Genomic DNA, 26,219 nt, shown 5'->3' on the forward strand with positions numbered 1-26,219 from the left:
ATCTATGCCGGCAGGAGTAAGACGCGCAGTACGGACAGTCCGGCGACGGGAGTTGCGGATGACCGACGTGAAGCCGACCCTCCAGGCGGTACCGCTGGCGGTGGCGCGGCGGGGCCCCAAGGGCGGGACCCTCCTGGCCCTGCTGCGCACCACCGACCCGAAGCAGATCGGGTTGCTGTACCTGACGACGTCGTTCGCCTTCTTCATGGCGGGCGGCGCGATGGCGCTGCTGATGCGCGGCGAGCTGGCCCGGCCGGGGCTGCAGTTCCTGTCGCCGGAGCAGTACAACCAGCTGTTCACCATGCACGGCACGATCATGCTGCTGCTCTACGCCACCCCGAATCTCTTCGGGTTCGCGAACTACATCCTGCCGCTGCAGATCGGCGCGCCGGACGTCGCGTTCCCGCGGCTCAACGGCTTCGCTTACTGGCTCTACCTGTTCGGCGGGCTGATCGTCATCAGCTCGTTCCTCACCCCGGGCGGCGCGCCCGACTTCGGCTGGACGGCCTACACCCCGCTGTCCAACGCCATCCACTCGCCGGGCATCGGCGGCGACCTGTGGATCATGGGCCTGATCGTGTCCGGGCTCGGCACCATCCTGGGTGCGGTCAACATGGTCACCACGATCGTGTGCCTGCGCGCGCCCGGGATGACGATGTGGCGGATGCCGATCTTCACCTGGAACATCCTGTTCACCGCGGTCCTGATCATGCTGGCGTTCCCGATCCTCACCGCGGCGCTGTTCGGCCTCGAAGCGGACCGCCGGCTCGGGGCGCACGTGTTCGACCCCGAAAACGGCGGGGCGATCATGTTCCAGCACCTGTTCTGGTTCTTCGGCCACCCCGAGGTCTACATCGTGGCGCTGCCCTACTTCGGGATCGTCACCGAGATCGTGCCGGTGTTCAGCCGGAAACCGCTCTACGGCTATCGGCTGATGGTGTTCGCGACCGTCGCGATCACCGGCCTGTCGGCGGTGGTGTGGGCGCACCACATGTTCGCCACCGGCGCGGTGCTGCTGCCGTTCTTCTCGATCATGACCTTCCTCATCGCGGTGCCGACCGGGATCAAGTTCTTCAACTGGATCGGCACGATGTGGAAGGGGCACCTGACCTTCGAGACGCCGATGCTGTGGTCGGTCGGCTTCATGGTCACCTTCCTGTTCGGCGGCCTCACCGGCGTGATCCTGGCGTCGCCGCCGCTGGACTTCCACGTCACCGACTCGTACTTCGTCGTCGCGCACTTCCACTACGTGCTGTTCGGCACGATCGTGTTCGCGACGTTCGCCGGGATCTACTTCTGGTTCCCGAAGATGACCGGCCGGATGCTCGACGAGGGGCTCGGCAAGTGGCACTTCTGGACGACGTTCATCGGCTTCCACACCACGTTCCTCATCCAGCACTGGCTGGGTGACGAGGGCATGCCCCGCCGGTACGCGGACTACCTGACCTCGGACGGTTTCACGACCCTGAACACGATCTCGACGATCGGCGCGTTCATCCTCGGCGCGTCGACGCTGCCGTTCATCTGGAACGTCGTGAAGAGCTACCGCTACGGCGAGCGGGTCCTGGTCGACGACCCGTGGGGCTTCGGCAACAGCCTCGAATGGGCGACGACGTGCCCGCCGCCGCGGCACAACTTCCTGGACCTGCCGCGCATCCGGTCGGAGCGGCCCGCGTTCGAGCTGCACCACCCGGAGGCGGTCGAGCGGATGGCGGAGGAGCGGCACGTGCGCTCCAAGCGGGCCCAGGCCCGGGCACTGGACCGGGCCGCGAGTCCGTCCGGAGCGCGGGAGGGGCACGCGGGCGCGGCGGGTTCGTCGCGCTGACGCGCCGGTCGCTCAGGCCGGCGCGGGCTCCGGACGCAGCGCGGCGACGGTGAGGCGCCGGTCGGCCTCCGTCACCCGCAAGGCCCGGCGGACCATCGGGTTCGGTCCGGTGACGACCAGCAGGTCCGTGCCGCTCTGCTCGGCCTGCAGCGCCGCGTGCAGCAGCATCCGGACGCCCGCCACGCCGAGGAAGTCCACTTCGGACAGATCGAGGGTCAGCCGCTCCGGCGTCGCCCACAGGCGGTCCGAAACGAGGGCGGCCAGATCGCCGGCCGTCGCGGTGTCGAGGGCGCCACGGGCGGTGATCAGCACCGCGTGCGGAGCGGGCCACGACGTGCGTAGCCGCAGGGCGGGATTTCGTGGTCGGGGAAGCATCATGCGGTTCGCCGCCGTCCTGGTGTGGCGCGGGGCCGCAGCGCCGCGCCCGAGGGGTTTCCGAGCCGGCTGCTGTGCTGAACCGATACCCGAGCCCAACCGTGGGCGAGCGGCCCGCAACCGTCGTTGCTCCGAACGGGCGTGTGGCGCGCCGCGGCGGTGACCGCTTGTGCCCGTGCCGACGAGGATGCAGTAATCTCGCGCTGGACCCGTTAAAGCGCTAGCGGCCCACTAGTGGCGCGCGCCCGGGTCCTCCCTGGTTCTTAGCGCCCTGAGCACAAGAAGAGGGGCGTCACCAGGATGACGGGCGGCGATGAGCAGCTCACCGCGCGGTTGGACGAAGTCACGGTAGCGATGGAATCGCTGACCGCGATGCTGGACTCGGAGCTCGATCTGGGCCAGATGCTGCAGGCGGTCTGCGACCACGCGGTGCAGGTGGTGCCGGGAGCCGACATGGCGAGCATCACCCTGGTGCGTGAAGGCGAGCCGGAGACGGTGGCCAGCACGGACCAGCGGGCGGTGAACTTCGATCGCGAGCAGTACCGGATCGGGGACGGCCCGTGCCTGCGCGCGGCCGAGACCGGGCAGCCGGTGCGCGTCGGCGTCGGGGCTGTGGGCGACGTGTGGCCGCAGTTCGTGTCGAAGGCGGAACAGCTGGGCGTCGCGAGCTTCCTGGCCGCGCCGCTGACGGTGGACGACGACATGTCCGGCGCGGTGAACCTGTTCGGCTTCGGCGAGCACGGCTTCAGCGAGCTGGGCACGAAGATCCTCGAGCTGTACACGGCGACGGTGGTGATCGGCCTGCGCAGCGCGCGCCGGTACTTCGCGGCGCGCGAGCTGATCGACCAGCTGAACCGCGCGCTCGAGACGCGCGCGGTGATCGACCAGGCCAAGGGCATCCTCATGGCCGCGCACCGGATCAGCGCGGAGGAAGCGTTCCAGCGGCTCGTGAAGCGCTCCCAGGACGGCAACCGCAAGCTCCACGAGGTGGCGGCGGAGTTCGTGGAGGCGGTCGCGACCACGACGGCGTGACGTCCGGCTAGCTGGTCGGTACCTCGTCCGGCGGTGCCTCGGCTTCGGCGATCGGGTCGGGCCGGTGCCTGCTGCGCTGGCACGTCGTGCAGACCAGCGTCCGGCCGAGCACGGTCCCGTCGTCGGCGACGACCTGGGCGACGTGCATCGTCGGGAAGCCGCAGACTTCGCAGGGCAGCGACCCGTCCTCACGGCTGATGCGGATCTGGGTGCCCATCCGGCCTCCTGTGTGACGTGGGTCTCACACACCTTGCCGGTTTCCCGGTCGGAACCGGCCGAATTCACTCGTTCGGCCTAGCGTCGGCTGTCTCCGGGAACCCGTTCGGTGCCTCTTGTGTTCAGGGGGATGAGACGGGGTAATCGCCCGGCGAAGGGTGACCGGGGATAGCCGGAGGGGAGCGAACATGCGAGACAAGCGGAACGACCTGCGACCGGTGGCGGACCTGCTCTTGGAGGGCGGGGACACGCCGGCCCAGGCGTCGACGCGGCGCAAGGCCGCGCTGGCCGTCGCGGCGAACGCGAAGGACCCTGAAGACTGCGCGCAGCTGCTCGACATGCTGGGCCTGCACCGGGCCGGCAGTCGCAGCAGCGAAGTCGCCTGACGCACGCCTGAGCCCGCTGTGACCACCCGGTCGCGGCGGGCTCCGGCGCGTCACCCTCCGTGTTTCGCGCTCCGGGCCCGCGGGTATCGCTGGCGGTGAGGAGGTCGAGACATGGCGAGACCGGTGTGGAGCGGGGCGCTGAGCCTGGGGCTGGTCACCGTTCCGGTGGAGCTGTACCCGGCGGTGGCGGACCACACGATCCACTTCCACCAGTTCGAACGCGGCACGTCGGACCGGATCCGCAACCGCCGGGTCAACGAGCGGACCGGCGACGAGGTGACCCAGGACGAGATCGTCAAGGGCTACGACCTCGGCGGCGGCGACCACGTGCTGGTCGAGCCGGACGAGCTGGACGAGATCGCCCCCGAGCGGTCCCGGCGGATCGACATCGAGCAGTTCGTCGAGCTGGACGAGATCGACCCGTGGTTCTTCGATCGCACGTACTGGCTCAAGCCGGCGAAGGAGGACTTCGCCAAGGCGTACGGCTTGCTGCTGCAGGCGATGGACCGCAGCGAGAAGGCCGGCGTCGCGAAGTTCGTGCTGCGCGGCAAGGAGTACCTCTGCGCGGTCCGCGCCGGCGAAGGCGTGATGGTCCTCAACACCCTGCACTTCGTCGCGGACCTGCGGAAGCCGGAGGACGTCATGGGCGGGCTGCCCAGCCTGCCGAAGCCGCGGCCCAAGGAGCTCGACATGGCGCTCGCGCTCGTCGACCAGATGACCGCGCCGTGGAAGCCGGATGACTACCGTGACGAGTACTCCGAGCGCGTCGAAAAGCTGATCAAGGCCAAGGAACAGGGCAAGGAGATCGCCCACGAAGAGGAGCCGGAGCCGTCGGCCGACGTCGTCGACCTCTTCGAGGCGCTGGCGCGCAGCGTGAAGAACCGCAAGGGCGGCCGAAAGCAGGGCGGCAAGCAGGACCTGTCCGGCTTGACCAAGTCCGACCTGGAGAAGCTGGCGCGCGAGCAGGGCGTGAAGGGCCGTTCGAAGATGACGCGCGCGCAGCTGGAGAAGGCGCTGAAGGCGTCGTGAGCGTGGGCCGGCGCGAGCCGACCCCGGCCCACGCTCACCGCTCGGCGGGTTCTCCGACGAGGGCGACGGCCTGAAGTACGCCGGTAAGGTCGGCGCCGGGTTCGGCGAGAAGCTCCTGGCGTCCGTGCACGTCGAGCTGCGAACGTGTGGGGTCCCGCGCGCTGGCCGACGCCGTCGCCGCGGGCGACCCGGACCGCCTGACCACGGCGCAGCGCAAGGACAAGCGCGGCGACCGGATCTTCCTGGACGCCAACCGCGACGGCTACGCGCAGACGTTCGTCGCGCCGTACTCCCTGCGGGCCCGCCCGGGCGCGGCGGCCGCGACCCCGCTGGACTGGCGCGAGCTGGGCAAGGCCGAGCCGGACGGGCGGAGCCTGGCCAAGGAGAAGCAGCGCTTGGCGTTCAAGGACGACCCGTGGCGAGACCTGGACGACCACGCGGGATCAGCGGAAGCGGCGCGGAAGCAGCTCACTTGAGTGTCTTGCCGGCCGCCTTCAGATCGGCGACGAAGGCGGCGTAAGCCTCGTCGCGGTCCGGTGCGCGCAGGACGGCCGACGGGTGCACCGTCGCGACCGCCGACGGCACCAGCTCGGCCACGTCGTCGGGTGCTTCGACGGGTTCGCCGCGGTGGGCCGTCAGCCGGAACTTCGGGCCCAGCAACGACTGCGCGGCGGTCGCCCCCAGCAGCAGCACCAGCTCGGGGCGCACCGCGCGCAGCTCCGCCAGCAGCCACGGCCGGCAGGCGACCACCTCGGTGCGGCCCGGCTTCTGGTGGATGCGCCGCTTCCCGCGTTCGTCCCGCTTGAACTTGAAGTGCTTGACCGCGTTGGTGACGTACAGTGTCTTCCGGTCGAAGCCCGCCTCGGCGAAGGCCCGGTCGAGGAGCTGCCCGGCGGGTCCGACGAACGGCTCGCCCGCGAGGTCCTCCTTGTCGCCCGGCTGTTCGCCGACGACCAGGATCTTCGCCTTCTCGGGCCCTTCGCCGAACACGGTCTGCGTGGCGTCCTGGTGGAGGGCGCACCCGCGGCAGTCCGACGCGGCCGAACGCAGGCGGTCGAGGTCGGTGGTGTCCGGCGGCTCCGCGCCGCGGGTGTCCGGCATGTGCCGGGCATTCCCCGGGCGGTGGGTGCGTAAACCCGCCGGTCACGGGTAGCGCGAGCTGCCCATCCGCGGCGAGGACAACCGGCTCGGAGGAACGTCACCGACCGCGCTGGCCGAGGCGGTCATATTTGCGGCGAAAGCTCAGTGCGAGCCGGCGGCCGGGGTGGTTCCGTCCGGCGCGGGCTCGCGGGTCGTCTCGGCGCGGGCGATGTGCCACGCCACGAGCGCGCCGGCGCCGACCGTGCCCCAGAGCACGAGGCCGGCGTCGCGGGCGAACAGGCCGACGAGCAGCATGAGTGCCGCGGTGACGTCGCACAGCGCGAGGAGCAGGGTCCAGCGCTGCTTCTCGCGCAGGGTGCGGCCGGCGAAGGCGGCCGCGAACGCGGGATCGCTCGCCTGCAGCTCCAGCTCGATTTCGCGCAGGGCGTGGCGTTCGCGATCCGGCAGCATCAGGGGCCTCCTCGCCTCGGCTACCGCTGGAATACCCCCTCGGGGCCCGTTCGAAGCGGCACTTTCCGGTGGGAATCAGTGGTTGTCGCGGGGGATGCCCTTCGTCGTCGCGATCCGCTGGTACGCCACCGCCGGGCGCAGCACCATGCCGTCGCAGAGCTGGTCGACCAGCGACCGCTGGATCTCCTGCCACGGCGTCTGCGCGTCCGGGACCGGGTACCCGCCCGCCTCGGCCAGCTCCTTGTGGCGCAGCGCCAGCTCCTCGTCCGGGATCAGGACGTCCGCGGTGCCGGCGGCGAGGTCGATCCGCACGCGGTCGCCGGTCCGCAGCACGGCGAGCCCGCCGCCCGCCGCGGCTTCGGGGGAGGCGTTGAGGATCGAGGGCGAGCCGGACGTACCGGACTGACGGCCGTCGCCGAGGCACGGCAGCTCGCGGATCCCCCGCTTGATCAGCTCCGCCGGCGGCCGCATGTTCACCACCTCGGCCGCGCCGGGGTAGCCGAGCGGCCCGGTGCCGCGCATGACGAGCAGCGAGTGCTCGTCGACGCCGAGGTCCGGTTCGTCGATGCGGGCGTGGTAGTCCTCCGGGCCGTCGAACACGACCGCGGTGCCCTCGTAGACGCCGCCGGCGAGGTACCGGCGCCGGAACTCCGGCGAGATCACGCTGGACTTCATGATCGCCGCGTCGAAGAGGTTCCCCTTGAAGACCAGGAACCCCGCGTCTTCGGTGAGGGCCGTGTCGAAGGTGCGGATGACGTCGCGGTCGCCGGCCTCGCTCTCGCGGCAGTTGTCGCCGAGCGTGCGGCCGTTGACCGTGGGCGCGTCCTCGTGGATCAGGCCGTGCCGCATCAGCTCGTGCACCACCGCCGGCACGCCGCCCGCGCGGTGGAACTCCTCGCCGAGGTACTTCCCGGCCGGCTGGAGGTCGACCAGCAGCGGGACGTGGTGGCCGAGCCGCTGCCAGTCGTCGAGGGGCAGGTCGACGCCGACGTGCCGGGCGATCGCGCCGATGTGGATGGGCGCGTTGGTCGAGCCGCCGATCGCCGAGCTCACGACGATGGCGTTCTCGAACGCTTCGCGCGTCAGGATGTCCGACGGCTTGAGGTCCTCGCGCACCATCTCGACGATCCGCAGCCCGGTGCGGTAGGCCATCCGCGCCCGGTCGCGGTGCGGCGCCGGGATGGCCGCGCAGCCGGGCAGGCTCATCCCGAGCGCCTCGGCCAGCGCGTTCATCGTGGAGGCGGTGCCCATGGTGTTGCAGTGCCCCGGCGACGGCGCGGACGACGCGACGAGCTCCATGAACCCGGCGTCGTCGATCTCCCCGGCGGCGAGCAGTTCACGGGCCTTCCAGACGATCGTCCCGGAGCCGGTGCGCTCGCCGTTGTACCAGCCGTTGAGCATCGGACCGCCGGACAGGACGATGGCGGGGATGTCGACGGTCGCGGCGGCCATCAGGCACGCCGGGGTGGTCTTGTCGCAGCCGGTGGTGAGGACGACGCCGTCGATGGGGTAGCCGTAGAGCGTCTCGACCAGGCCGAGGTAGGCGAGGTTCCGGTCCAGGGCGGCGGTCGGGCGCTTGCCGGTCTCCTGGATGGGGTGCACGGGGAACTCGATGGCGATCCCCCCGGCCTCGCGGATGCCTTCGCGGGTGCGGTCGGCGAGCTGCAAGTGGTGCCGGTTGCAGGGGGACAGGTCGGAGCCGGTCTGCGCGATGCCGATGATCGGCCGGCCGGACTGCAGCTCCTCCCGGGTGAGACCCCAGTTCATGTACCGCTCGAGGTAGAGGGCGGTCATCCCGGGGTCGGCGGGGTTGTTGAACCAAGCTTCGCTGCGCAGTCCCATACCGGCCAGTCTGGCAACGGCGGTCGCGGAATGCACGCCCCGGCCGGTCGTGAGTGAGAAACAGGGTTAGAACACAGTTTCTCACTCACGACCGGTCCTGCTCAGCCGAGGCCGTTGAGCCCGACCACCCGGGAGTACCAGTGGGCGCTGCGCTTCAGCGTCCGGACCTGGGTCTCGTAGTCGACGTGGATCAGCCCGAACCGCTTCGCGTACCCCTCGGCCCACTCGAAGTTGTCCAGCAGCGACCAGTAGAAGTACCCGCGCAGGTCGACTCCCGCCGCCAGGGCGTCGTGCGCCGCCCGCAGGTGGGAGTCCAGGAACGCGATCCGGTCGGTGTCGACGATGTCACCGCCGTCGGAGACGACGTCCGGGTAGGCCGCGCCGTTCTCCGTGATGTACAGCGGCACCGGGCGGTAGCCGCGGTGGACCTGCAGCAGCGACTCGGTCAGCCCGGCCGGCTGGACCTCCCAGCCGGAGTCCGTGCGGGGCGCCGCCGGGTCCGGGACGAAGTGGACGTCGCCCGCGCCGACCCACTCCGGGCCCGCCGGCTCGCTGCCCGCCACCGGGCGGCCCGCGACGCGGTAGTCGCGGTAGTAGTTCACGCCCATCCAGTCGATGTGCGCGGCGATGATCGCCGCGTCCTCCGGCCGGACCACGTCTCCGAGCCCGAACGGCGCGAGATCGGCGACGAGGTCGTCCGGGTAGCCGCCGCGCAGCACCGGGTCGAGGAACAGCCGGTTCTGCAGGCCGTCGATCCGCCGGGCCGCCGAAACGTCGGAGACGTTCGCCGGGTCGTGCGGCACGACGGGGTAGAGGTTGAGCGTGATCCCGGCCGGGACGCCCGGCGCGTGCCGCCGGATGACGTCCATCGCCAGCCCGTGCCCCAGCAGCAGGTGGTGCGTGGCGGCGACGGCGGCCGGGTGGTCGGTGCGGCCGGGTGCGTGGATGCCGCCCGCGTAGCCGAGCATCGCCGCGCACCACGGCTCGTTGAGCGTCGACCAGCTGGCGACGCGGTCACCGAGGCGCTCCAGCACCGTCTCGGCGTACTCGGCGAACCGGTACGCGGTGTCCCGCGAGGTCCAGCCGCCCTTGTCCTCCAGCGCCTGCGGCAGGTCCCAGTGGTAGAGCGTCGCCCACGGCTGGATCCCGGCTTCCAGCAGGCAGTCGACCAGCCGGTCGTAGAACGCGAGCCCGTCGGCGTTGGGGGCGCCGCCGTCCGGGCGCACCCGGGGCCACGCCAGCGAGAAGCGGTAGGCGCCGAGGCCGAGCCGGCGCATCAGGCCGACGTCCTCGGAGTACCGGCGGTAGTGGTCGGCGGCCGGGTCGCCGGTGTCGCCGCCCACGACCGCGCCCGGACGGCGTGCGAAGACGTCCCAGACCGAGTCGGTGCGACCGTCGGCCGTGGTGGCTCCTTCCACCTGGAACGCCGCGGTGGCGGCGCCCCAGACGAAGCCGGGCGGGAACATCTGCGCTGTCTCCGCCCGAACGCTGTCGGGATGTACGGACATGGTCACCCTTTCACGGCACCTTGCATGATCCCGGCCACGATCTGGCGGCCGAGGAGGACGAAGACGATGAGGATCGGGATGGTGGCCAGGGTCGTGCCGGCCAGCACCAGCGAATAGTCGACGTAGTAGCCGCTCTGGAGCTTCTCCAGCGCGACCTGGACGGTCGGGTTGCCCGCGTCCAGTACCACCAGCGGCCACAGGAAGTCGTTCCAGGACATCATGAACGTGAACATCGCCAGGATCGCCGCGGCCGGCCGGACCGCGGGCAGGCAGACGTTCCAGAAGATCCGGATCATGCTGCAGCCGTCGACGCGCGCGGCCTCGATCAGCTCGTACGGCAGTGCGTCCACTGTGTACTGCCGCATCCAGAACACGCCGAACGCGGTGACCAGGTTGGGCACGATCACCGCCGTCAGGCTCCCGGTCCAGCCCAGTTCGGACATCGCGATGAACAGCGGGATGATGCCCAGCTGGGTGGGCACGGCGAGCGTGACGACGATGAACACGAACAGCTTGTTGCGACCCCGGAACCGCAGCTTCGCGAAGGCGAACCCCGCCAGCGACGAGAACAGCACCGTCGTCAGCGTCACCGTGCCGGACACGATGACGCTGTTGGCCAGTGCCTTCCAGAACGGCACGGTGTCGAACACCCGCGCGGCGTTGGCGAAGAAGTTGCCGCCGGGCACGAACGGCGGGATGCGCTCGGTGAGCATCCCGTTGTCGCGGCTGGCCACCAGGAACGACCAGTAGAACGGGAACAGCGAACCGAGCACGAAGATCGCCAGCACGACGTAGGTCGCCTTGCGTGGCTTGCCGAGCGTGGCGACCTTCTGGCGCAGTCCACTTTGGAGTGTCGTCATTTCTTCTTCACCGCCTGGGGACGCGCGAGCCGGCCGGTGAGGAAGAAGTTCCCCAGCGCGATCAGCACGATGATCACGAACAGCACCCAGGCGATCGCCGAGGCGTAGCCGAGATCGGCGTTCTGGAACGCCGTCTGGTAGAGGTACAGCGTCACGGTCTGGAACTGGTTGGTGGAACCGCCGTTGTTCGACCCGGGCATGGCGTCGAACAGCTTCGGCTCGGTGAAGATCTGCAGGCCGCCGATCGTCGAGGTGATGGTGACGAAGATCAGCGTCGGCCGGAGCAGCGGCAGGGTGACGTTCCAGAAGCGGCGCCACGTGCCGGCGCCGTCGATCAGCGCCGCCTCGTGCAGCTCCTTCGGGATGGCCTGCATGGCCGCCAGCACGATCAGGGCGTTGTAGCCGGTCCAGCGCCAGTTGACCATGATCGCGATCGCGACGTGGCTGCCGAAGCGGCTGGCCTGCCAGTCGACCGGGTCCAGCCCGATGGTCTGCAGCACGCCGTTGATCAGCCCGTACTTGGGGCCGAACAGGTTGGCGAAGATGATGCCGATGGCGACGAGGCTGGCCGCGTACGGCAGCAGGATGCCCACCCGCCAGCCGGTGGCACCGCGCAGCCGGGCGCCGAGCATGGCCGCCAGCAGCACGGCGATGATGATCTGCGGGACGCTGGAGAGCAGGAAGATGCTGATCGTGTTCGTCAGCGCGTTCCAGAACTGCGCGTCGGCGAAGAGCTCCTTGAAGTTGTCGAGGCCGATGAAGTCGGGGTCGTCGCTCCCGGCTTCCCACTTGAACAGCGAGACGTACGCGGTGTAGAGCAGCGGAAACAGCCCGACGATCCCGAAGAGGATGAAGAACGGCGCGATGTAGAGGTACGGCGAGACCTTGACGTCCCACCGGCTCAACCGGTGACGGAAGGTGGGCCGGGGAGACGTGCGCTCCCCGGCCTTGCTCCCTTCCGGCGCGACCTTGTCGAGGACGGTCATCGGCTCAGCGCGTGATCTTCTTCGCGGCGTCGACCATCTGGTTCCAGCCGTCCGCCGCCGACTTGCCCTGTTCGACCGCCTGCAGGGCCGGGCTGGACGCGTTCTCCTGGATCTGTCCGTCGCCCGGGCCCTTGTACTGCGGCTTCTGGACCTTCTTGGCCTGCTCGGCGAACAGCTCGCCGACCTTCGCGCCGCCGAAGTAGGCGTCGGTCTGGCTCAGCAGCGCCGGGTCCGACAGGGCCTTGACCTGGCTCGGGAAGGTGCCCTTGGCCTGGAACGCCTTGATCTGCTGCTCCGGCGCGGTCAGCCAGGCCGCGAGCTCGGCGGCCTCCTTCGGGTGCTTCGACTGCGTCGGCACGGTCAGGTACGAGCCGCCCCAGTTGCCGCCGCCGCCGGGGAAGGCCGCGGTGACGGCCCACTTGTTCGCGTTCTCCGGGCCGGCCTGCTCCTTGATCACTCCGAGCATCCACGCCGGGCACACCTTCGTGGCGAACGCGCCCTGCTTGAAGCCGGTGTTCCACTCGTTGCTGAACGCGGTCAGCTTGGCCGACTCGCCCTTGGCGACGGCGTCGGTGACCTTCGTCCAGGCGTCCTTGATGCCCTGGTTGCCCTCGACGGCGAGCTTGTCGTCGTTGCCGATGTAGCCCTGGGGGAGCTGGTTGACCATCGCGTTGAAGTTCTGCGCGGCCGAGTCGAACCAGGCCTTGCCCTTCGTCTTGGAGACGTAGTCGGCGCCGGCGGCGAAGTAGCTGTCCCAGGTGGCGAACAGCGGCTTGACCTGCTCGGGGTCGGTCGGCAGGCCGGCGGCCTGGAACATGTCCTTGCGGTAGCACATGGCGAGCGGGCCGATGTCGGTGCCGTAGCCGATGAGCTTGCCGTCCTTGGTCTTGGCGGCGTCGTACTTCCAGCTCAGCCAGCGGTCGGGGGAGGCGTCGGCCGGCCCGATCTTGCTCAGGTCGTTGAACTTCGAGCCCTTGTCGAGGAAGTCGGACAGGTGGCCCTCTTCCAGCGCCGTGACGTCGGCGAGGCCCGAGCCGGCGGCGAGCTTGGTGACGAGCTCTTCGTGGTACGGGCCGCCCTGGCCGGTCTTGCGGTGGGTGATCTTGATGTTCGGGTGCAGCCGCTCGTACTCCGGGATGAGGGCCTCGTAGCCGAACTCGGTGAACGTCGCCAGCGTCAGGTCGACGTGCTCGTTCGGACCGGCGGCGGGGGGCGTTGCGTCACCGCCGCCACCACAGGCCGTGGCGCCGAGCGCCGTCATCGTGATGCCCAGTGCCAGGACCAGGCCGTTCCGGATCGTTCTCACGTGTCCAACCACCTTGTTGACGGGAATGAGCGCTCTCACTGCTGGGAGCCCGATCAATCTGGGAGCGCTCCCAGGTGTCGCAGAGTCTGCTTGGGGGTCTCACCGGTGTCAAGGGGTCGTAACCGGAGCGTTTCCTGCGAGGAGCGCTCCCGGACATCGCCCTGCGTGACCGTTAAGCTGTCGGCGTCAGGGTGGTTGTGGTGAGTGAGGGCGGTGCCCGTGGGGCCTCGAGCAGGGGATGAAGAGCGGCCGACGCTGGAGGACGTCGCGGCGTTCGCCGGCGTGTCGCGGTCTACGGCGTCACGTGCGCTGAACGACGACGCGTACGTCAGCGCGGCGGCGCGCGAGAAGGTCCTCGCCGCCGCCCGTGACCTGGGCTATTCCCCGAACCAGGCGGCTCGCTCCCTGGTCACCCGGCGCACCGGGGCCGTCGCCGTGGTCCTCTCGGAGCCCGAGGCCCGCCTCCTCGACGACCCGTACCGGACCGCCGTCATGCGGGCCGGCTACCGCGAGCTCGCCGACGTCGGCCGCCAGATGGTGCTCATCTTCAGCGACACGCGCGAGGACCTGAGCAAGACCGTCCGGTTCCTCGAGGGCGGCCACGTCGACGGCGCGCTGGTGTTCGCGCCGCACCGGGCCGATCCGCTGCCCAAGGCGCTGCGGCTGCTGCGCATCCCGGTGGTGTTCGGCGGGCAGGCGGCCGGCATCCGCCGCGGCGTGCACGTCGTCGACTTCGACAACGAGAGCGGCGCCCGGCTGGCGGTGGAGCACCTGGTCGCGTCCGGGCGGCGGCGGATCGGCACGATCGCCGGGCCGCAGGACCAGAGCGCCCCGATCGACCGGCTCGCCGGCTGGCGCAAGACCCTCCTGGACGCCGGGCTCGACCCCGCCGACCTGGCCGAAGAGGCCGACTTCACGCTGTCCGGCGGCGCGAACGCGATGTCCGCCCTGCTGGCCAGGCACCCGGACCTCGACGCGGTGTTCGTCGCGAGCGACATGATGGCGGTGGGCGCGCTGCGCACGCTGGACTCGGCCGGCCGCCGCATCCCCGAAGACGTCGCGGTGGTCAGCTTCGACGACAACGCCACGCTCGCCCCGGCGATGGACCCGCCCCTGACGTCGGTCCACCAGGACCCCCGCGAGCAGGTCCACGCGATGGTCGAGACGTTGATGCAGCTGCTCGACGACCAGAGCCTCAAGCCGCGCCAGCAGATCCTCCCGGTCTCCCTGGCGGTCCGCGCCTCGAGCTGACCCCCGTGTCGACTCCCCAATCACGCGTGTCGACCTCCTGATCACGCGTGTCGACCCTTGCCGCACGGACCGGTCGGCGAACTCGCGTGTCCCGAGGGTCGGCTCGCGTGATCGGGGAGTCGACACGCGTGACTGAAGGGTCGACACGCGTGATTGCGGGGTCGACACGGCGTCAGGCACCGGTGGCTGGGAGCGATCCCGGCTGAGGTGCACGCCTTTGGCGCTAAACGGCGTTTCCTCGACACGGCGCGTGACCGTTCCGCTGGGCCGTTCGAGTGATGTGGCGACCATTGGCCGCGGCTGTTCAGGAGTGTTCAGTGGGCCGGGCCGAGCCGGGAGCGTAGGTGTGACGTCTTCGTCCGCGGTGTCCTTCTGACTCGATTCTTTACATCCACGTTTCCGGCTGGCTACCGTCTGCGCCTGGAAGCGCTCCCAGATCGCTGGCTCCCTACGGACAAAGGAGTTCCGAAGCCATGCGTTCCTCTCCTCGATGGCGCCCTGTGCGCCGAACGCGCTGGTTACGCGGCCGCGCGCTGAGCATGGCCTCGGCCGTGGTCGCGTTCACCGCGGCGCTGGTCGTCCCCTCCTCGGCGCTCGCCGCCGACGTCGCCTGTTCCGTCACCTACACCACCAACGACTGGGACACCGGGTTCACCGCCAATGTCTCGCTGCGCAACGACGGCGCGCCGCTCGACAGCTGGAAGGTCGGCTGGACGTTCCTCGACGGCCAGAAGGTCCAGCAGGGCTGGAGCGCCACCTTCGCCCAGACCGGCGCCGCGGTCACCGCGACGAACCTCTCCTACAACGGCCACCTCGACACCGGTGCCAGCACGAGCTTCGGCTTCAACGGCTCGAAGGGCTCCGCCAACCGTCCGCCCACCGACTTCTCCGTCAACGGCACCGCGTGCACCGGCGCCAACAAGGCCCCCACCGTCAGCCTGACGGCGCCGACGTCCTCCGGCACCTACTACGCCCCGGCCACCATCCCGCTCGCCGCCACGGCCGCCGACGCCGACGGCACGGTGAGCAAGGTCGAGTTCTACGCCGGCGACACCCTCCTGGCCACCGACACGGCCGCACCGTTCGAGGGCAGCTGGGGCAGCGTCCCGGCCGGGACGTACTCGATCACGGCCAAGGCCTACGACAACAAGAACGCCTCCACGACGTCCAGCCCGGTGAGCGTGAAGGTCCTTTCCGGACCGACGATCGTCGCCACGCCGGCGACCGCGCAGGTCAAGCAGGGCGGGACGACGACGTTCGCCGTCAGCCTCGCCGGCGCGCCCACCGCGGCGGTCACCGTCGCGGTGGCCAGGACGGCGGGCAGCACCGACCTGACCGCGGGCCCCGCGAGCCTCACCTTCACGACGGCGAACTGGAGCACTCCGCAGAACGTCACCGTGCAGAGCGCCGACAACGGGGGAGCGCTGGGCAGCGCCACCTTCACCGCGAGCAGCAGCGGCTACACCGCGGCGACGGTGACGGTCAACGAGATCTCGTCGTCCACTTCGGACTACCAGCTCGCGTTCCTGACCCAGTACAACAAGATCAAGGACCCGAACAACGGCTACTTCCGCAAGTTCGGGAACATCCTGGTGCCCTACCACTCGATCGAGACGCTGATCGTCGAGGCGCCGGACCACGGCCACGAGACGACGTCGGAGGCGTTCAGCTACTACCTGTGGCTGGAAGCGTCCTACGGGCGGGTCACCGGTGACTGGGCCCCGTTCAACCAGGCCTGGACGTCGATCGAGACGTACGCGATCCCGTCCGCGGCCGACCAGCCGGGCAACTCCGGCTACAACGCGAGCAAGCCGGCCACCTACGCGGCCGAGTACCCGAGCCCGAAGCAGTACCCGTCACAGCTGCAGTCCGGCGTGTCGGTCGGCGCCGACCCGATCGCGGCGGAGCTCAAGGCGGCCTACGGCTCGGCGGACGTCTACGGCATGCACTGGCTGCTCGACGTCGACAACATCTACAAGTTCGGCCACTGCGAGGACGGCACGAACACCGCGCCGGCGTTCATCAACACCTTCCAGCGCGGTTCGCAGGAGTCGGTCTGGGAGACGGTCACCCAGCCCAGCTGCGACATCCTGAAGTTCGGCGGCAAGAACGGCTACCTCGACCTGTTCACCGGCGACTCGTCCTACGCCAAGCAGTGGAAGTACACCGACGCGCCCGACGCGGACGCCCGCGCCGTGCAGGTGGCCTTCCAGGCCGAGAAGTGGGCCGGCGCGCAGGGCAAGAGCGCCGACGTCGCGGCCGTCGTGAAGAAGGCGTCGAAGATGGGCGACTACCTGCGGTACTCGCTGTTCGACAAGTACTTCAAGAAGATCGGCAACTGCGTCGGAGCGTCCACCTGCGCGGCGGGCACCGGCAAGGACAGCGAGCACTACCTCGTCTCCTGGTACTACGCCTGGGGCGGCTCGATGGACTCGTCCAGCGCCTGGGCCTGGCGCATCGGTGACGGTGCGGCCCACCAGGGCTACCAGAACCCGCTGGCCGCGTACGCGCTGTCGGCGGACCCGGGGCTGAAAGTCACCTCGGCGACCGGCGCGCAGGACTGGGCGACCAGCCTCGGCCGGCAGATGGAGTTCCTGCAGTGGCTGCAGTCGTCCGAAGGCGGGCTCGCCGGCGGCGCGACCAACAGCTGGGAAGGCCAGTACGGCACCCCGCCGTCCGGCACGCCGACCTTCTACGGGATGTTCTACGACCAGCAACCGGTCTGGCACGACCCGCCGAGCAACCAGTGGTTCGGCTTCCAGACCTGGGGCATGGAACGCATCGCCGAGTACTACCAGGCGACCGGCGACGCCCGCGCGAAGAAGATCCTCGACAAGTGGGTCCCGTGGGCGATCGCGAACACCACGGTCGGCGCCGGCGGGAGCTTCCAGATCCCGGCCGACCTGACCTGGAGCGGCGCGCCGGACACCTGGAACGCCACCAGCCCGGGGGCGAACACCGGCCTGCACGTCACGGTGAAGAACTACAGCAACGACGTCGGGGTCGCGGCCTCGCTGGCCAAGACGCTGCTCTACTACGCGTCGGGGTCGAGCAACGCCCAGGCGAAGACGGTCGGGGAGCAGCTGCTCACCGCGCTGTCGGCCAACACCGACACCAAGGGCATCGCGGTGCCGGAGACCCGGACGGACTACAACCGGTTCGACGACGCCTACAACGCCACCACCGACCAGGGCCTGTACGTGCCCACCGGGTGGACCGGCACGATGCCGAACGGCGACGCGATCAACTCCAGCTCCACGTTCGAGTCGATCCGGTCGTTCTACAAGAGCGACCCGCAGTGGCCGAAGGTCCAGTCCTACCTGGACGGTGGCGCCGCGCCGACGTTCACCTACCACCGGTTCTGGGCGCAGTCGGAGATCGCCACGGCGTTCGCCGCGCACGTCGCCCTGTTCGGCTGAAAGGCACTCGATGAAGCGACTGCTCGCCCTCGCGGTCGCCGCACTGGTCGGGGGCGCCGTTCTCACGGCGTCCCCGGCCACCGCGGCCCCGCAGGCAACCGGGACCGGCACCGGGTACTGGCACGCGTCGGGCTCCCAGCTCGTCGACGCCACCGGCGCGCCGGTCCGGATGACCGGCGTCAACTGGTTCGGCGCCGAGACCGGCAACTACTCGCCGCACGGCCTGTGGAGCCGCAACTACAAGGACATGCTCGACCAGATGGCGGGCCTCGGCTACAACACGCTGCGGCTCCCGTACTCCAACCAGCTCTTCGACGCCGGCGTCAAGCCGAACAGCATCGACGCCGTCCAGAACCCGGACCTGCAAGGGCTTTCCGGGCTCCAGGTGCTCGACAAGATCATCGCGTATGCCGGGACCAAGGGGATGCGCGTCATCCTCGACCAGCACCGGCCGGACTCCGGCGCGCAGTCCCCGCTCTGGTACACCAGCGCGTATCCCGAGAGCCGCTGGCTGTCCGACTGGACGATGCTCGCGCAGCACTACAAGGGCAACACCACGGTGATCGGCGCCGACCTGCACAACGAGCCGCACTCGATCCAGGGTGGCGGCGGCGCGTGCTGGGGTTGCGGCGACACCGCGACCGACTGGCGCCTGGCCGCCGAACGCGGGGGCAACGCCGTCCTCGCGGCCAACCCGGACTGGCTGGTCATCGTCGAGGGCGTCGACTGCGTCAGCGGCACCGGCGACCCGCAGTGCGGCTGGTGGGGCGGCAACCTCTCCGGCGCGCGGCAGTTCCCGGTGCGACTGTCCAAACCGGACAAGCTCGTCTACTCGGCCCACGAGTACGCGACGTCGGTGTTCGCCCAGCCGTGGTTCTCCGACCCGTCGTTCCCGGCGAACCTGCCGGCGCTCTGGGACCACTTCTTCGGCTACCTGCAGAAGCAGAACATCGCGCCGGTGCTGCTCGGCGAGTTCGGCACCACCCTCGCCGACCCGCGCGACAAGACCTGGCTGCAGGAGCTGATGAAGTACGCCGGCACCGGCGCGACCGGGATGAGCTTCACGTACTGGTCGTGGAACCCCAACTCCGGTGACACCGGCGGCATCCTCAACGACGACTGGACGACGGTCAACCAGGCCAAGCAGGCGATCCTGCAGCCGTACCTGATCCCACCCGTGGGCTCGGGTGGCGGGACGACGGATCCGCCGCCCGCGGTGAGCTGCGCGGTCACCTACCACGTCGACAACGCCTGGCAGGGCGGGTTCGTCGCCTCCGTGACGCTCAAGAACACCGGCACCTCGCCGCTGAAGACCTGGGCGCTCGGCTGGACCGTGCCGTCGGGGACGCAGATCACCGGTGGCTGGGGCGCCACCGTCACCCAGTCCGGCCAGCAGGCGACGGCCAAGGCGCCCACCTGGGCGCCGGACCTGGCCGGCGGCGCTTCGACGTCGATCGGCTTCCAGGCGACCGGCGCCTCGACCGGTAACCCGAGCGGCTTCGCCATCGGTTCCACCCCCTGCAGCGCCTGACCCGACAACACGAAGGAGCACACTCGATGAAGAGTGAATTCTGGAACCCGAAGAGGAAGGTGCGGCTCGCCGCGGCTTCCTCGGTGACGGCCGCCGCGGTCGTCGCCGGGCTGCTGGTGGCGGGCGGCAGCCCGGCGGTCGCCGCCACCGGCTGCAAGGTCACCTACGCGACCAACCTGTACGAGCCCGGGTTCACCGCGAACATCACGGTGACCAACCTGGGTGACCCGATCACGTCCGGCTGGGACCTCCAGTGGGACTTCGGCGGCAACCAGCAGGTCCAGCAGGGCTGGAGCGCGACGTTCACCCAGACCGGCAAGCACGTCAGCGCGAAGAACCCGTCCTGGGGCGCCACGCTGGGGACGAACGCCACCGCGAGCCTCGGCTTCAACGGCCAGTACTCGGGGTCGAACGCCGCCCCGACGTCGTTCACGCTCAACGGCGTCGTCTGCGACGGCAGCACGGGCGGCCCGTCGACCACGCCCACGACGCCGACGACCCCCACCACCCCGACCACGCCCACCACCCCGACGACCACGACCACGCCGCAGCCCGGCACCCACGTCGACAACCCGTACGCGGGCTCGAAGGGGTACGTGAACCCGGACTGGTCGGCCGAGGTGTCCGCCGCGGCCGCGGCCAAGGGCGGCACGCTCGGCGCCCAGATGGCGAAGGTGGCCAACACCTCCACCGCCGTCTGGCTCGACCGGATCGCGGCGATCGAGGGCACCTCGAGTGCCCGCGGCCTGCGAGGGCACCTCGACGCCGCGCTGAGCCAGGTCAGCGGTGGCACGCCGGTGACGATCCAGATCGTCGTGTACGACCTGCCGAACCGCGACTGCGCGGCGCTGGCGTCCAACGGTGAGCTGCAGGCCGGCTCGAACGGCCTGGCCCGGTACAAGTCCGAGTACATCGACCCGATCGCCTCGATCCTCTCGGACGCGAAGTACGCGCCGCTGCGGGTCGTCGCGGTCGTCGAGCCGGACTCGCTGCCGAACCTGATCACCAACACCGCGACGGCCAAGTGCGCCGAAGCGCAGTCCACCGGCGCGTACACCCAGGGCATCCAGTACGCGCTGAACAAGCTGCACGCGATCTCCAACGTCTACAACTACCTGGACATCGCGCACTCGGCGTGGCTGGGCTGGGACAGCAACTTCCAGCCGTTCGTGAACCTGGTCAAGCAGACGCTGCAGGGCACGACGGCCGGGGTGAACAGCATCGACGGCTTCATCAGCGACACGGCGAACTACACCCCGCTGACCGAGCCGAACCTGCCCGACTCGAGCCTCAACGTCGGCGGCCAGCCGCTGCGGTCGGCGACGTTCTACCAGTGGAACCCGTACTTCGCGGAGGTGCCGTTCGCCACGGCGATGTACAACGCGTTCGTCTCCGCGGGCCTGCCGAGCGGCATCGGCATGCTGGTCGACACCTCCCGCAACGGCTGGGGCGGCTCGGCCCGGCCCAGCGGCGCCTCCGGATCCACTGTGGACGCCTACGTCAACTCGGGCCGGATCGACCGGCGGCTGCACCGCGGCAACTGGTGCAACCAGAGCGGTGCGGGGCTGGGCCTGCGGCCCACGGCCTCTCCCGCGGCGCACTTCGACGCCTACGTCTGGATCAAGCCGCCGGGTGAGTCCGACGGCGCGAGCTCGCAGATCCCGAACGACGAGGGCAAGGGCTTCGACCGGATGTGCGACCCGACCTACCACGGCAGCGACCAGGCCAACGGCGGCAACCTGACCGGCGCCCTGCCGAACTCGCCGCTGTCGGGCAAGTGGTTCCAGGCCCAGTTCGAAGAGCTGGTCCAGAACGCCTACCCGCCGGTTTCGTAAAAGGCTCCCGGGCCGGGCGGTGCCGCGCAGCCGCCGTCCGGCCCGGGTCTCCACCTGTCCCTTCGTAAGCAGAGGAGTTCGCATGAAGAACCGGCTACGAGCCACACTGGCGTCGTTCGGGGCCGCGAGCGTGCTGCTGTCCGGCGGCGTCGTGCTGACCGCCCCACCGGCCGCGGCCGACACGCAGCTGTGCGACAAGTACGGCTCGCTGCGCATCCAGAGCGGCAAGTACATCGTGCAGAACAACAACTGGGGCGACGACACGACCCAGTGCCTGTCGGTGTCCGCGAGCGGCTTCACGGTCACGACGGCGTCCCACAACCGTCCGACGAACGGGGCCCCGGGCAGCTACCCGTCCGTCTACGCCGGCTGCCACTACGGCAACTGCAGTTCCGGCAGCGGCCTGCCCCGCCAGGTCCGGTCGCTCGGCTCGTTGCGGTCCCATGTGGACTACACGACCGTCCAGGCGGGACAGTGGGACGCCGCCTACGACGTCTGGTACGACCCTTCGCCGAACCCGTCCGGGCAGAACACCGGCGCCGAGGTGATGATCTGGGGCAACCACCGGGGTGCCCCGCAGCCGGTCGGCAGCGTGATCGGCACCGCCCAGCTCGCCGGCGCGACGTGGACCGTCTGGTTCGGGAACATCGGCTGGAACGTGATTTCCTACGTCCGGAACTCCGGAACCGACAGCCTCGACGTGAACCTGTCCGACTTCACCAGGGACGGCGTGAACCGCGGCAAGATCAGCGACGCCTGGTACCTGACGAGCGTCCAGTTCGGGTTCGAGCCGTGGCAGGGCCAGACCGGGCTGGGCGTGCGCTCGTTCAGCGTGTCCGGCTAGAGGTCCTTGCGGAAGGACAGCCGGTCCAGGCCCGGCCCGTCGTAGTCGGGCTGGACCGGCAGTCCGCCGACCTCCTTCGGGCCCGCTTCGGTGACGAACCCCAGCCGGGTGTGGAAGGCGTGCGAACCCTTGTTCACCGGCGACGTGATGGCGCGGACGGTGCTGCGCCCGTGCGCGCGGCTGTAGGCGAAGAAGCGCTCGTACAGGGCGGCGCCGAGACCCTTGCCGCGCTCGGCGGGGTCGACGCCGACGAAGTGGATGTAGCTCTCGGCCGGCCGGGACGGCGAGAGGAACCCGATCAGGAACGCGACGATCCGGTCGTCCGCGGTCACCAGGAAGCTGCTGCCGGTGAAGTGCTGGAACATCAGCTTGGGCAGCAGGAGGGCCCGCTGGCGGGAGCCTTCGTCGCCGCCGAGCCCGCCCCACCACGTGTCGAGGACGGCGAGGACGGGCAGGTGGTCGTCCGGGCCGGGGTGCCGGACGCGGTGGCCCGCGAGCGGGGTGAGGTCGGGAGTCGTCATCGGGTCAGGGTGCCGGACCGGGGGAGTGGTGCGCGACCGCGTTTCGAACGGACACCGTGGCCGGTCCACTGTGTCCGGACCACAGACAGGAGACGCCGGGTGTCCACCCCTGGGAAAGTGTCACGGCACCACCTGGTGCACCCCGACGAGCACCTGCTGCCAGACGGCGGCCGGGTCGGCCCCCCGCTCGACCGCCTTGAGCGCGGGCGCGACGACCGTCTCCTGGATCTTGCCGTCGCCCGGGCCCTTGTACTGCGGCTTGCCGACCTTCCGGGCCTGGGCGACGAAGACCTGCCCGCTCAGCGCGCCGCCGAAGTAGCCGTTCATCTCGCTGAGCAGGTCGGGGGAGGTGAAGGCCTCGATCTGGCTGGGGAAGTTCCCGCTCGCCCGGAACGCGTGCAGCTGCTGCTCGGGCGCGGTCAGCCAGGCGGCGAGCGCGGCGGCCTCCTTCGGGTGCTCGCTCGCGGCCGGCACGGTCAGGTAGGAGCCGCCCCAGTTGCCGCCGCCGTCCGGGAACGCGTCGGTGATCGCCCATTTGCCGGCGTTGCCGAGCCCGGCCTGCTGCTCGATGACGCCGAGCATCCACGAAGGACAGACCTTCGTCGCGAAGGCGCCGACGCGCAGGCCGTTGTTGCCGTCGTCGGCGAAGGCGGTGAGCCCGGCCGACTGCCCCTGCTTCACGGCGGTGGTCACCTGGTCCCAGGCCTCCCGGAGCGCGGTGTTCGTCTCGAGCGTCGGGCGGTCTTCGCGGTCGAGGTAGCCGACCGGGAGCTGGTTGACCATGGCGTTGAAGTTCTGCGCCGCCGAGTCGAACCAGGCCTTCCCCTTGGAGCGCTTGACGTACTTCGCGCCGGCCTCGAAGTAGCTGTCCCAGGTCGCGAACATCGTCTTGACCGAACCGGGGTCGGTCGGCAGCCCGGCCGCCTCGAGGAGGTCCTTGCGGTAGCACATCGCGAGCGGGCCGATGTCCGTGCCGTAGCCGATCAGCTTGCCGTCCTTGCTGCGGCCCGCCTCGTACTTCCACTCCAGCCACCGGCCCGGTTTGACGTCGGGCGGGCCGATCTCGGCCAGGTCGGCGAACTTCGCGGCCTGGGCGAGGACGTCGGAGAGGTGGCCTTCCTCGACGGCCTGGACGTCCGCGAGGCCCTGCCCGCTCTGCAGCTTGCCCAGCAGGTCCTGGTGGTACGGGCCGCCCTGGTCGGTCTTGACCTGGCGGACGTCGATCCCGGGGTGGGTGAACCGGTACCCGGGGATCAGGTCGTCGTAGCCGAACTCGCCGAACGTCGCCAGGGTGAGCGTGATGCGCTCGGGCGTCGCCGGGCCGCAGCCGCCGGTGAGGACGAGCAGGACGACGGCGACGGCGAAGGCCAGCCGTCTTCGGATCAGCCTCATGCGTTGCCCCTCCGCAGATCACGCCCTCGTGATTGGGAGCGCTCCCGGACGGAGTGTTGTTTCCGGGGCCACCGGGTGTCAAGGTGCGCGACGGCGGGTGTCCGGGCGGACACGCTTGCGCACCGGGAAGGACGGCGATGAAGCGTCCGACGATCACCGACATCGCGCGCGAGGCGGGCGTGTCCAAGGGCGCGGTGTCCTACGCGCTGAACGGCCGCCCGGGTGTCTCGGAGGCGACCCGGCACCGGATCACGCGGATCGCGCGGGAGCTCGGGTGGTCCCCGAGCAGCACGGCGCGCGCCCTGTCCGGCGGCCGCGCCGGGGCGATCGGGCTGGTGCTCGACGGGCCGTCGGAGCTGGTCGTCCCGGCCCTGCTGGACGGGTTCTCCCAGGAGCTCCTGGTGCAGGTCGTGCCCGGCCGCGAGGCGGCGCTGGCGGTCCACCGCCGCTGGCGTGCCGAGCGCAAGGTGGACGGCGTGCTGCTCACCGGGCCGGGGTGCGCGGCGGAGCTGGTCCGGATCGGGCTGCCGGCGGTGGTGCTCGGCGGGCCGGGCGGCCTGCCTGGCGTGCCGTCGGTCCGCCTGGACGACACGGCGGGCGCGGCGGAGGCCCTGGAGTACCTGGCGGCCCTGGGACACCGGCACGTGGTCCGGATCGCGGGGGCGGCGGCGTTCTCGGAGGAGGGGGAGCGCGGGAGGGCCTTCACGACCGAGGCCCGCCGGCTGGGATTGACCGGCGGGGGGACCGCGGGTGCCGGTTCGGCGGGGACGCGGGGTTTCCCGGGTCCCCGGGGTGCCGGGCGGTCGAACGTGGGTGCGGTCGATCGCGACGGTCCGGTGACCGGCGGTTCGTGGGCCCCAGGCGGGCGTTTCGGTGCGGGTCTTGCTGCCGGTTCGGGGGATCGCGGTGGTCCGGGCCGGGCCGCCGCCGGCCGAGACCTCCCCGGCCCGGATCCGGCCGCCGGCACGGGAATCCGCCCGCCAGCCTCCCGAGACCGCCTGGACTCCTCCGGCGCCCGACCCACCCCGCCCTCGGGAAACCGGTCCCGCCGCCCCACCGTCCACATCGAACCCTCGCCGGACGCGCTCCGGCACATCCTGACCGCTCGTCCCCGGCCCACCGCCGTCCTCTGCGACACCGACTCGCTCGCCGTCGCCGCGCTTGCCGCCGCTCGGGAGCTCGGGCTCGAGGTGCCCCGGGATCTCTCCGTGGTCTCCTGGGACGACTCCGCCCTCTGCAGCCTCGTCCGTCCCGCTCTCTCCGCGATCCGGCGTCCGCTGGTGGAGCTCGGCGGGCTCGCCGCCTCCATGCTGCGGGACCTCATCGCCGGGCAGGACGTCGGTGACGTCTGGGCCTCGCGGCCGCGGCTGGTCACCCGCGGCAGCACCGGTCCCGCCCGCTGACGGGACCGGTGCCGCACCTTCGGATCAGGTGCCCTGGCAGGTCGGCGTCGGCTGAGCGGGGTTCGTCCCCGGCGCTTTCACCACCAGGCCGAACGTCGTCGAACCGTCGGGCGCCACCGCGCCGTTCCAGTCCGCGTTGCGGACCGACACCACCGAACCCGACTGGCTCAACGTCCCGTTCCAGACGCTGCCGATCGTCTGGCCCGCCGGCAGCGTCCAGCCCACCTGCCAGCCGCGGTAGGCGGCCGTGCCGTGGTTCATCACCGTCACCGTGGCCTGATAGCCACCGTTCCAGGCGTTCGTGACCTCGTACATCGCCATGCACGAGCCACCGCCCGACGGGGTGGTCGTCGGCGTCGTCGGCGTGGTCGTCGGGCTGCCCGGCTGGTGCACGCCCGTCACTTCGCCGTGCCCGCCGTCGAACGTCACGTCCGAGCAGCCGTAGAACGTCTCGGCGCTGTCGGAGCGCTTCCACACCGAATAGATGATGTGCCGCCCGGACTTGTTCGAGGGCAGCGCGCCGGTCCACTTGTACTGCCCGTCCACCGTGCCGACCTGGCCGGTCACCGGCGGGTGGTCGACGGTCAGGAACGGCTGGTCCTCAAGCGAGTCCCAGGTCAGCGGCTTCGACGGGTCCCAGCCGTCCTTCGTCACGTACGTGTAGAACCAGCCCGGGTGCGCGGCCCACGCGTTGTACGAGAAGTCGAACGTCGCCCCGGCGGTGAGGTGGGTCAGCGGCCAGTCGCCGACCTGGTCGAACCCGGCGTAGCCCGGGTTCCCGCCGGAGCACAGCTTCCCGTCCTCGATGAAGCCGCGCGTGCGGCCGGCGCCGTCGGATCGCAGCACGGCGAACCAGTTGTACAGCGAGTTGGCGCCGCTCGTGGCCACCGCGGACTGGCAGGCCGGGTTCTGCGGGATGATCTGGCCGGTCGAGCTGAGCCCGTCCTGCCAGCACAGGAACGTCCGGCTGCCCGGTTTCATCATGGCCCCGTGCGCTTCGGCCGTGCCGGTGTTCAGCAGGATGACCGTCAAGCTCGCCAGCAACACGGTGACGGCGGCGAGGATCGTACTTCGTCTCCTGGTCACGTCTGTCCCTTCGTCGGGTAG

23 protein-coding genes are annotated in these 26,219 nt (G+C 70.4%); 11 read left to right on the forward strand and 12 right to left on the reverse strand.

From position 1 onward, the window contains the following. The first annotated feature begins 58 nt into the window (after positions 1–58). On the forward strand, positions 59–1,825 hold the full coding sequence (gene ctaD, locus AA23TX_RS47960) for an aa3-type cytochrome oxidase subunit I (protein WP_155549704.1): 1,767 nt from the start codon (positions 59–61) through the stop codon (positions 1,823–1,825). A gap of 12 nt (positions 1,826–1,837) precedes the next feature. On the opposite strand, the gene AA23TX_RS47965 is transcribed toward ctaD, so the two are convergent. Further along, positions 1,838–2,203, reverse strand: a complete 366-nt coding sequence (locus tag AA23TX_RS47965; protein ID WP_155549705.1) for an STAS domain-containing protein — start codon at positions 2,201–2,203, stop codon at positions 1,838–1,840. 297 nt (positions 2,204–2,500) lie between these two features. On the opposite strand from AA23TX_RS47965, the gene AA23TX_RS47970 reads away from it, so the two are divergent. Then, on the forward strand, positions 2,501–3,232 hold the full coding sequence (locus AA23TX_RS47970; RefSeq protein WP_155549706.1) for a GAF and ANTAR domain-containing protein: 732 nt from the start codon (positions 2,501–2,503) through the stop codon (positions 3,230–3,232). A gap of 7 nt (positions 3,233–3,239) precedes the next feature. Here AA23TX_RS47970 and AA23TX_RS47975 read toward each other — a convergent pair whose 3' ends face one another. After that, a complete protein-coding gene (locus AA23TX_RS47975; protein WP_155549707.1) occupies positions 3,240–3,449 on the reverse strand; it encodes a hypothetical protein in 210 nt (69 codons plus the stop codon). A gap of 187 nt (positions 3,450–3,636) precedes the next feature. Between AA23TX_RS47975 and AA23TX_RS47980 the strand changes: the two genes are divergently transcribed. From AA23TX_RS47980 to ligD, 3 genes are all read left to right on the forward strand, one after another. Next, entirely contained in the window at positions 3,637–3,834 is a 198-nt protein-coding gene (locus AA23TX_RS47980) for a hypothetical protein (protein ID WP_155549708.1), read from the forward strand. 111 nt (positions 3,835–3,945) lie between these two features. Further along, the gene (gene ku / locus AA23TX_RS47985) at positions 3,946–4,863 is read left to right on the forward strand and encodes a non-homologous end joining protein Ku (protein WP_155549709.1); all 918 of its coding nucleotides are present in this window, start codon (positions 3,946–3,948) and stop codon (positions 4,861–4,863) included. 146 nt (positions 4,864–5,009) lie between these two features. Beyond that, a complete protein-coding gene (gene ligD, locus AA23TX_RS47990) occupies positions 5,010–5,339 on the forward strand; it encodes a non-homologous end-joining DNA ligase LigD (protein WP_230863126.1) in 330 nt (109 codons plus the stop codon). Here the strand turns inward: ligD and AA23TX_RS47995 are convergent. The 7 genes from AA23TX_RS47995 to AA23TX_RS48025 form a co-directional block, all read right to left on the reverse strand. Beyond that, positions 5,332–5,964 carry a UdgX family uracil-DNA binding protein gene (locus AA23TX_RS47995; protein ID WP_155549710.1) on the reverse strand — a complete coding sequence of 211 codons (633 nt, stop codon included), beginning with the start codon at positions 5,962–5,964 and terminating at the stop codon, positions 5,332–5,334. The genes ligD and AA23TX_RS47995 overlap by 8 nt on opposite strands. 141 nt (positions 5,965–6,105) lie before the next feature. Further along, a complete protein-coding gene (locus tag AA23TX_RS48000) occupies positions 6,106–6,414 on the reverse strand; it encodes a DUF3040 domain-containing protein (protein ID WP_155549711.1) in 309 nt (102 codons plus the stop codon). A gap of 75 nt (positions 6,415–6,489) precedes the next feature. Continuing rightward, a complete protein-coding gene (locus AA23TX_RS48005) occupies positions 6,490–8,256 on the reverse strand; it encodes an IlvD/Edd family dehydratase (RefSeq protein WP_155549712.1) in 1,767 nt (588 codons plus the stop codon). Between the two features lie 101 nt (positions 8,257–8,357). Further along, positions 8,358–9,770: a GH1 family beta-glucosidase gene (locus AA23TX_RS48010; protein ID WP_439328817.1), complete on the reverse strand. Its 1,413-nt coding sequence runs from the start codon at positions 9,768–9,770 to the stop codon at positions 8,358–8,360. After that, positions 9,767–10,624 carry a carbohydrate ABC transporter permease gene (locus AA23TX_RS48015; RefSeq protein ID WP_086860516.1) on the reverse strand — a complete coding sequence of 286 codons (858 nt, stop codon included), beginning with the start codon at positions 10,622–10,624 and terminating at the stop codon, positions 9,767–9,769. Before AA23TX_RS48015 ends, AA23TX_RS48010 begins: the two co-directional genes overlap by 4 nt. Then, positions 10,621–11,610 carry a carbohydrate ABC transporter permease gene (locus AA23TX_RS48020; protein WP_155549713.1) on the reverse strand — a complete coding sequence of 330 codons (990 nt, stop codon included), beginning with the start codon at positions 11,608–11,610 and terminating at the stop codon, positions 10,621–10,623. The genes AA23TX_RS48015 and AA23TX_RS48020 overlap by 4 nt, the downstream gene beginning before the upstream one ends. A 4-nt stretch (positions 11,611–11,614) precedes the next feature. Beyond that, a complete protein-coding gene (locus AA23TX_RS48025) occupies positions 11,615–12,916 on the reverse strand; it encodes an ABC transporter substrate-binding protein (protein WP_155549714.1) in 1,302 nt (433 codons plus the stop codon). Between the two features lie 255 nt (positions 12,917–13,171). Here AA23TX_RS48025 and AA23TX_RS48030 point away from each other — a divergent pair, with 255 nt between their 5' ends. From AA23TX_RS48030 to AA23TX_RS48050, 5 genes are all read left to right on the forward strand, one after another. Then, a complete protein-coding gene (locus AA23TX_RS48030; RefSeq protein WP_155549934.1) occupies positions 13,172–14,167 on the forward strand; it encodes a LacI family DNA-binding transcriptional regulator in 996 nt (331 codons plus the stop codon). Positions 14,168–14,706: 539 nt separating this feature from the next. Beyond that, positions 14,707–17,586 (forward strand): glycoside hydrolase family 48 protein, encoded by a 2,880-nt coding sequence (locus AA23TX_RS48035; protein ID WP_230863128.1) that lies wholly within the window; start codon positions 14,707–14,709, stop codon positions 17,584–17,586. Between the two features lie 10 nt (positions 17,587–17,596). After that, entirely contained in the window at positions 17,597–19,117 is a 1,521-nt protein-coding gene (locus tag AA23TX_RS48040; RefSeq protein ID WP_155549716.1) for a cellulase family glycosylhydrolase, read from the forward strand. Positions 19,118–19,143: 26 nt separating this feature from the next. Continuing rightward, complete coding sequence (locus AA23TX_RS48045; RefSeq protein WP_155549717.1) at positions 19,144–20,952, forward strand: glycoside hydrolase family 6 protein; 1,809 nt, start codon at positions 19,144–19,146, stop codon at positions 20,950–20,952. Between the two features lie 82 nt (positions 20,953–21,034). Beyond that, the gene (locus AA23TX_RS48050; protein WP_155549718.1) at positions 21,035–21,796 is read left to right on the forward strand and encodes a GH12 family glycosyl hydrolase domain-containing protein; all 762 of its coding nucleotides are present in this window, start codon (positions 21,035–21,037) and stop codon (positions 21,794–21,796) included. Here AA23TX_RS48050 and AA23TX_RS48055 read toward each other — a convergent pair. Together AA23TX_RS48055 and AA23TX_RS48060 are read right to left on the reverse strand one after the other, a co-directional pair. Then, the gene (locus AA23TX_RS48055; protein WP_155549719.1) at positions 21,793–22,317 is read right to left on the reverse strand and encodes a GNAT family N-acetyltransferase; all 525 of its coding nucleotides are present in this window, start codon (positions 22,315–22,317) and stop codon (positions 21,793–21,795) included. The two genes, AA23TX_RS48050 and AA23TX_RS48055, sit on opposite strands and share 4 nt — an antisense overlap. A gap of 120 nt (positions 22,318–22,437) precedes the next feature. Further along, entirely contained in the window at positions 22,438–23,709 is a 1,272-nt protein-coding gene (locus AA23TX_RS48060; protein ID WP_155549720.1) for an ABC transporter substrate-binding protein, read from the reverse strand. 137 nt (positions 23,710–23,846) lie between these two features. On the opposite strand from AA23TX_RS48060, the gene AA23TX_RS50665 reads away from it, so the two are divergent. Then, a complete protein-coding gene (locus tag AA23TX_RS50665) occupies positions 23,847–25,112 on the forward strand; it encodes a LacI family DNA-binding transcriptional regulator (RefSeq protein WP_230863129.1) in 1,266 nt (421 codons plus the stop codon). Between the two features lie 24 nt (positions 25,113–25,136). On the opposite strand, the gene AA23TX_RS48070 is transcribed toward AA23TX_RS50665, so the two are convergent. Further along, positions 25,137–26,198 (reverse strand): lytic polysaccharide monooxygenase auxiliary activity family 9 protein, encoded by a 1,062-nt coding sequence (locus AA23TX_RS48070; RefSeq protein WP_155549721.1) that lies wholly within the window; start codon positions 26,196–26,198, stop codon positions 25,137–25,139. Positions 26,199–26,219 lie beyond the last annotated feature (21 nt).

It is taken from the genome of Amycolatopsis camponoti (assembly GCF_902497555.1).
Lineage (GTDB): Bacteria > Actinomycetota > Actinomycetes > Mycobacteriales > Pseudonocardiaceae > Amycolatopsis > Amycolatopsis camponoti.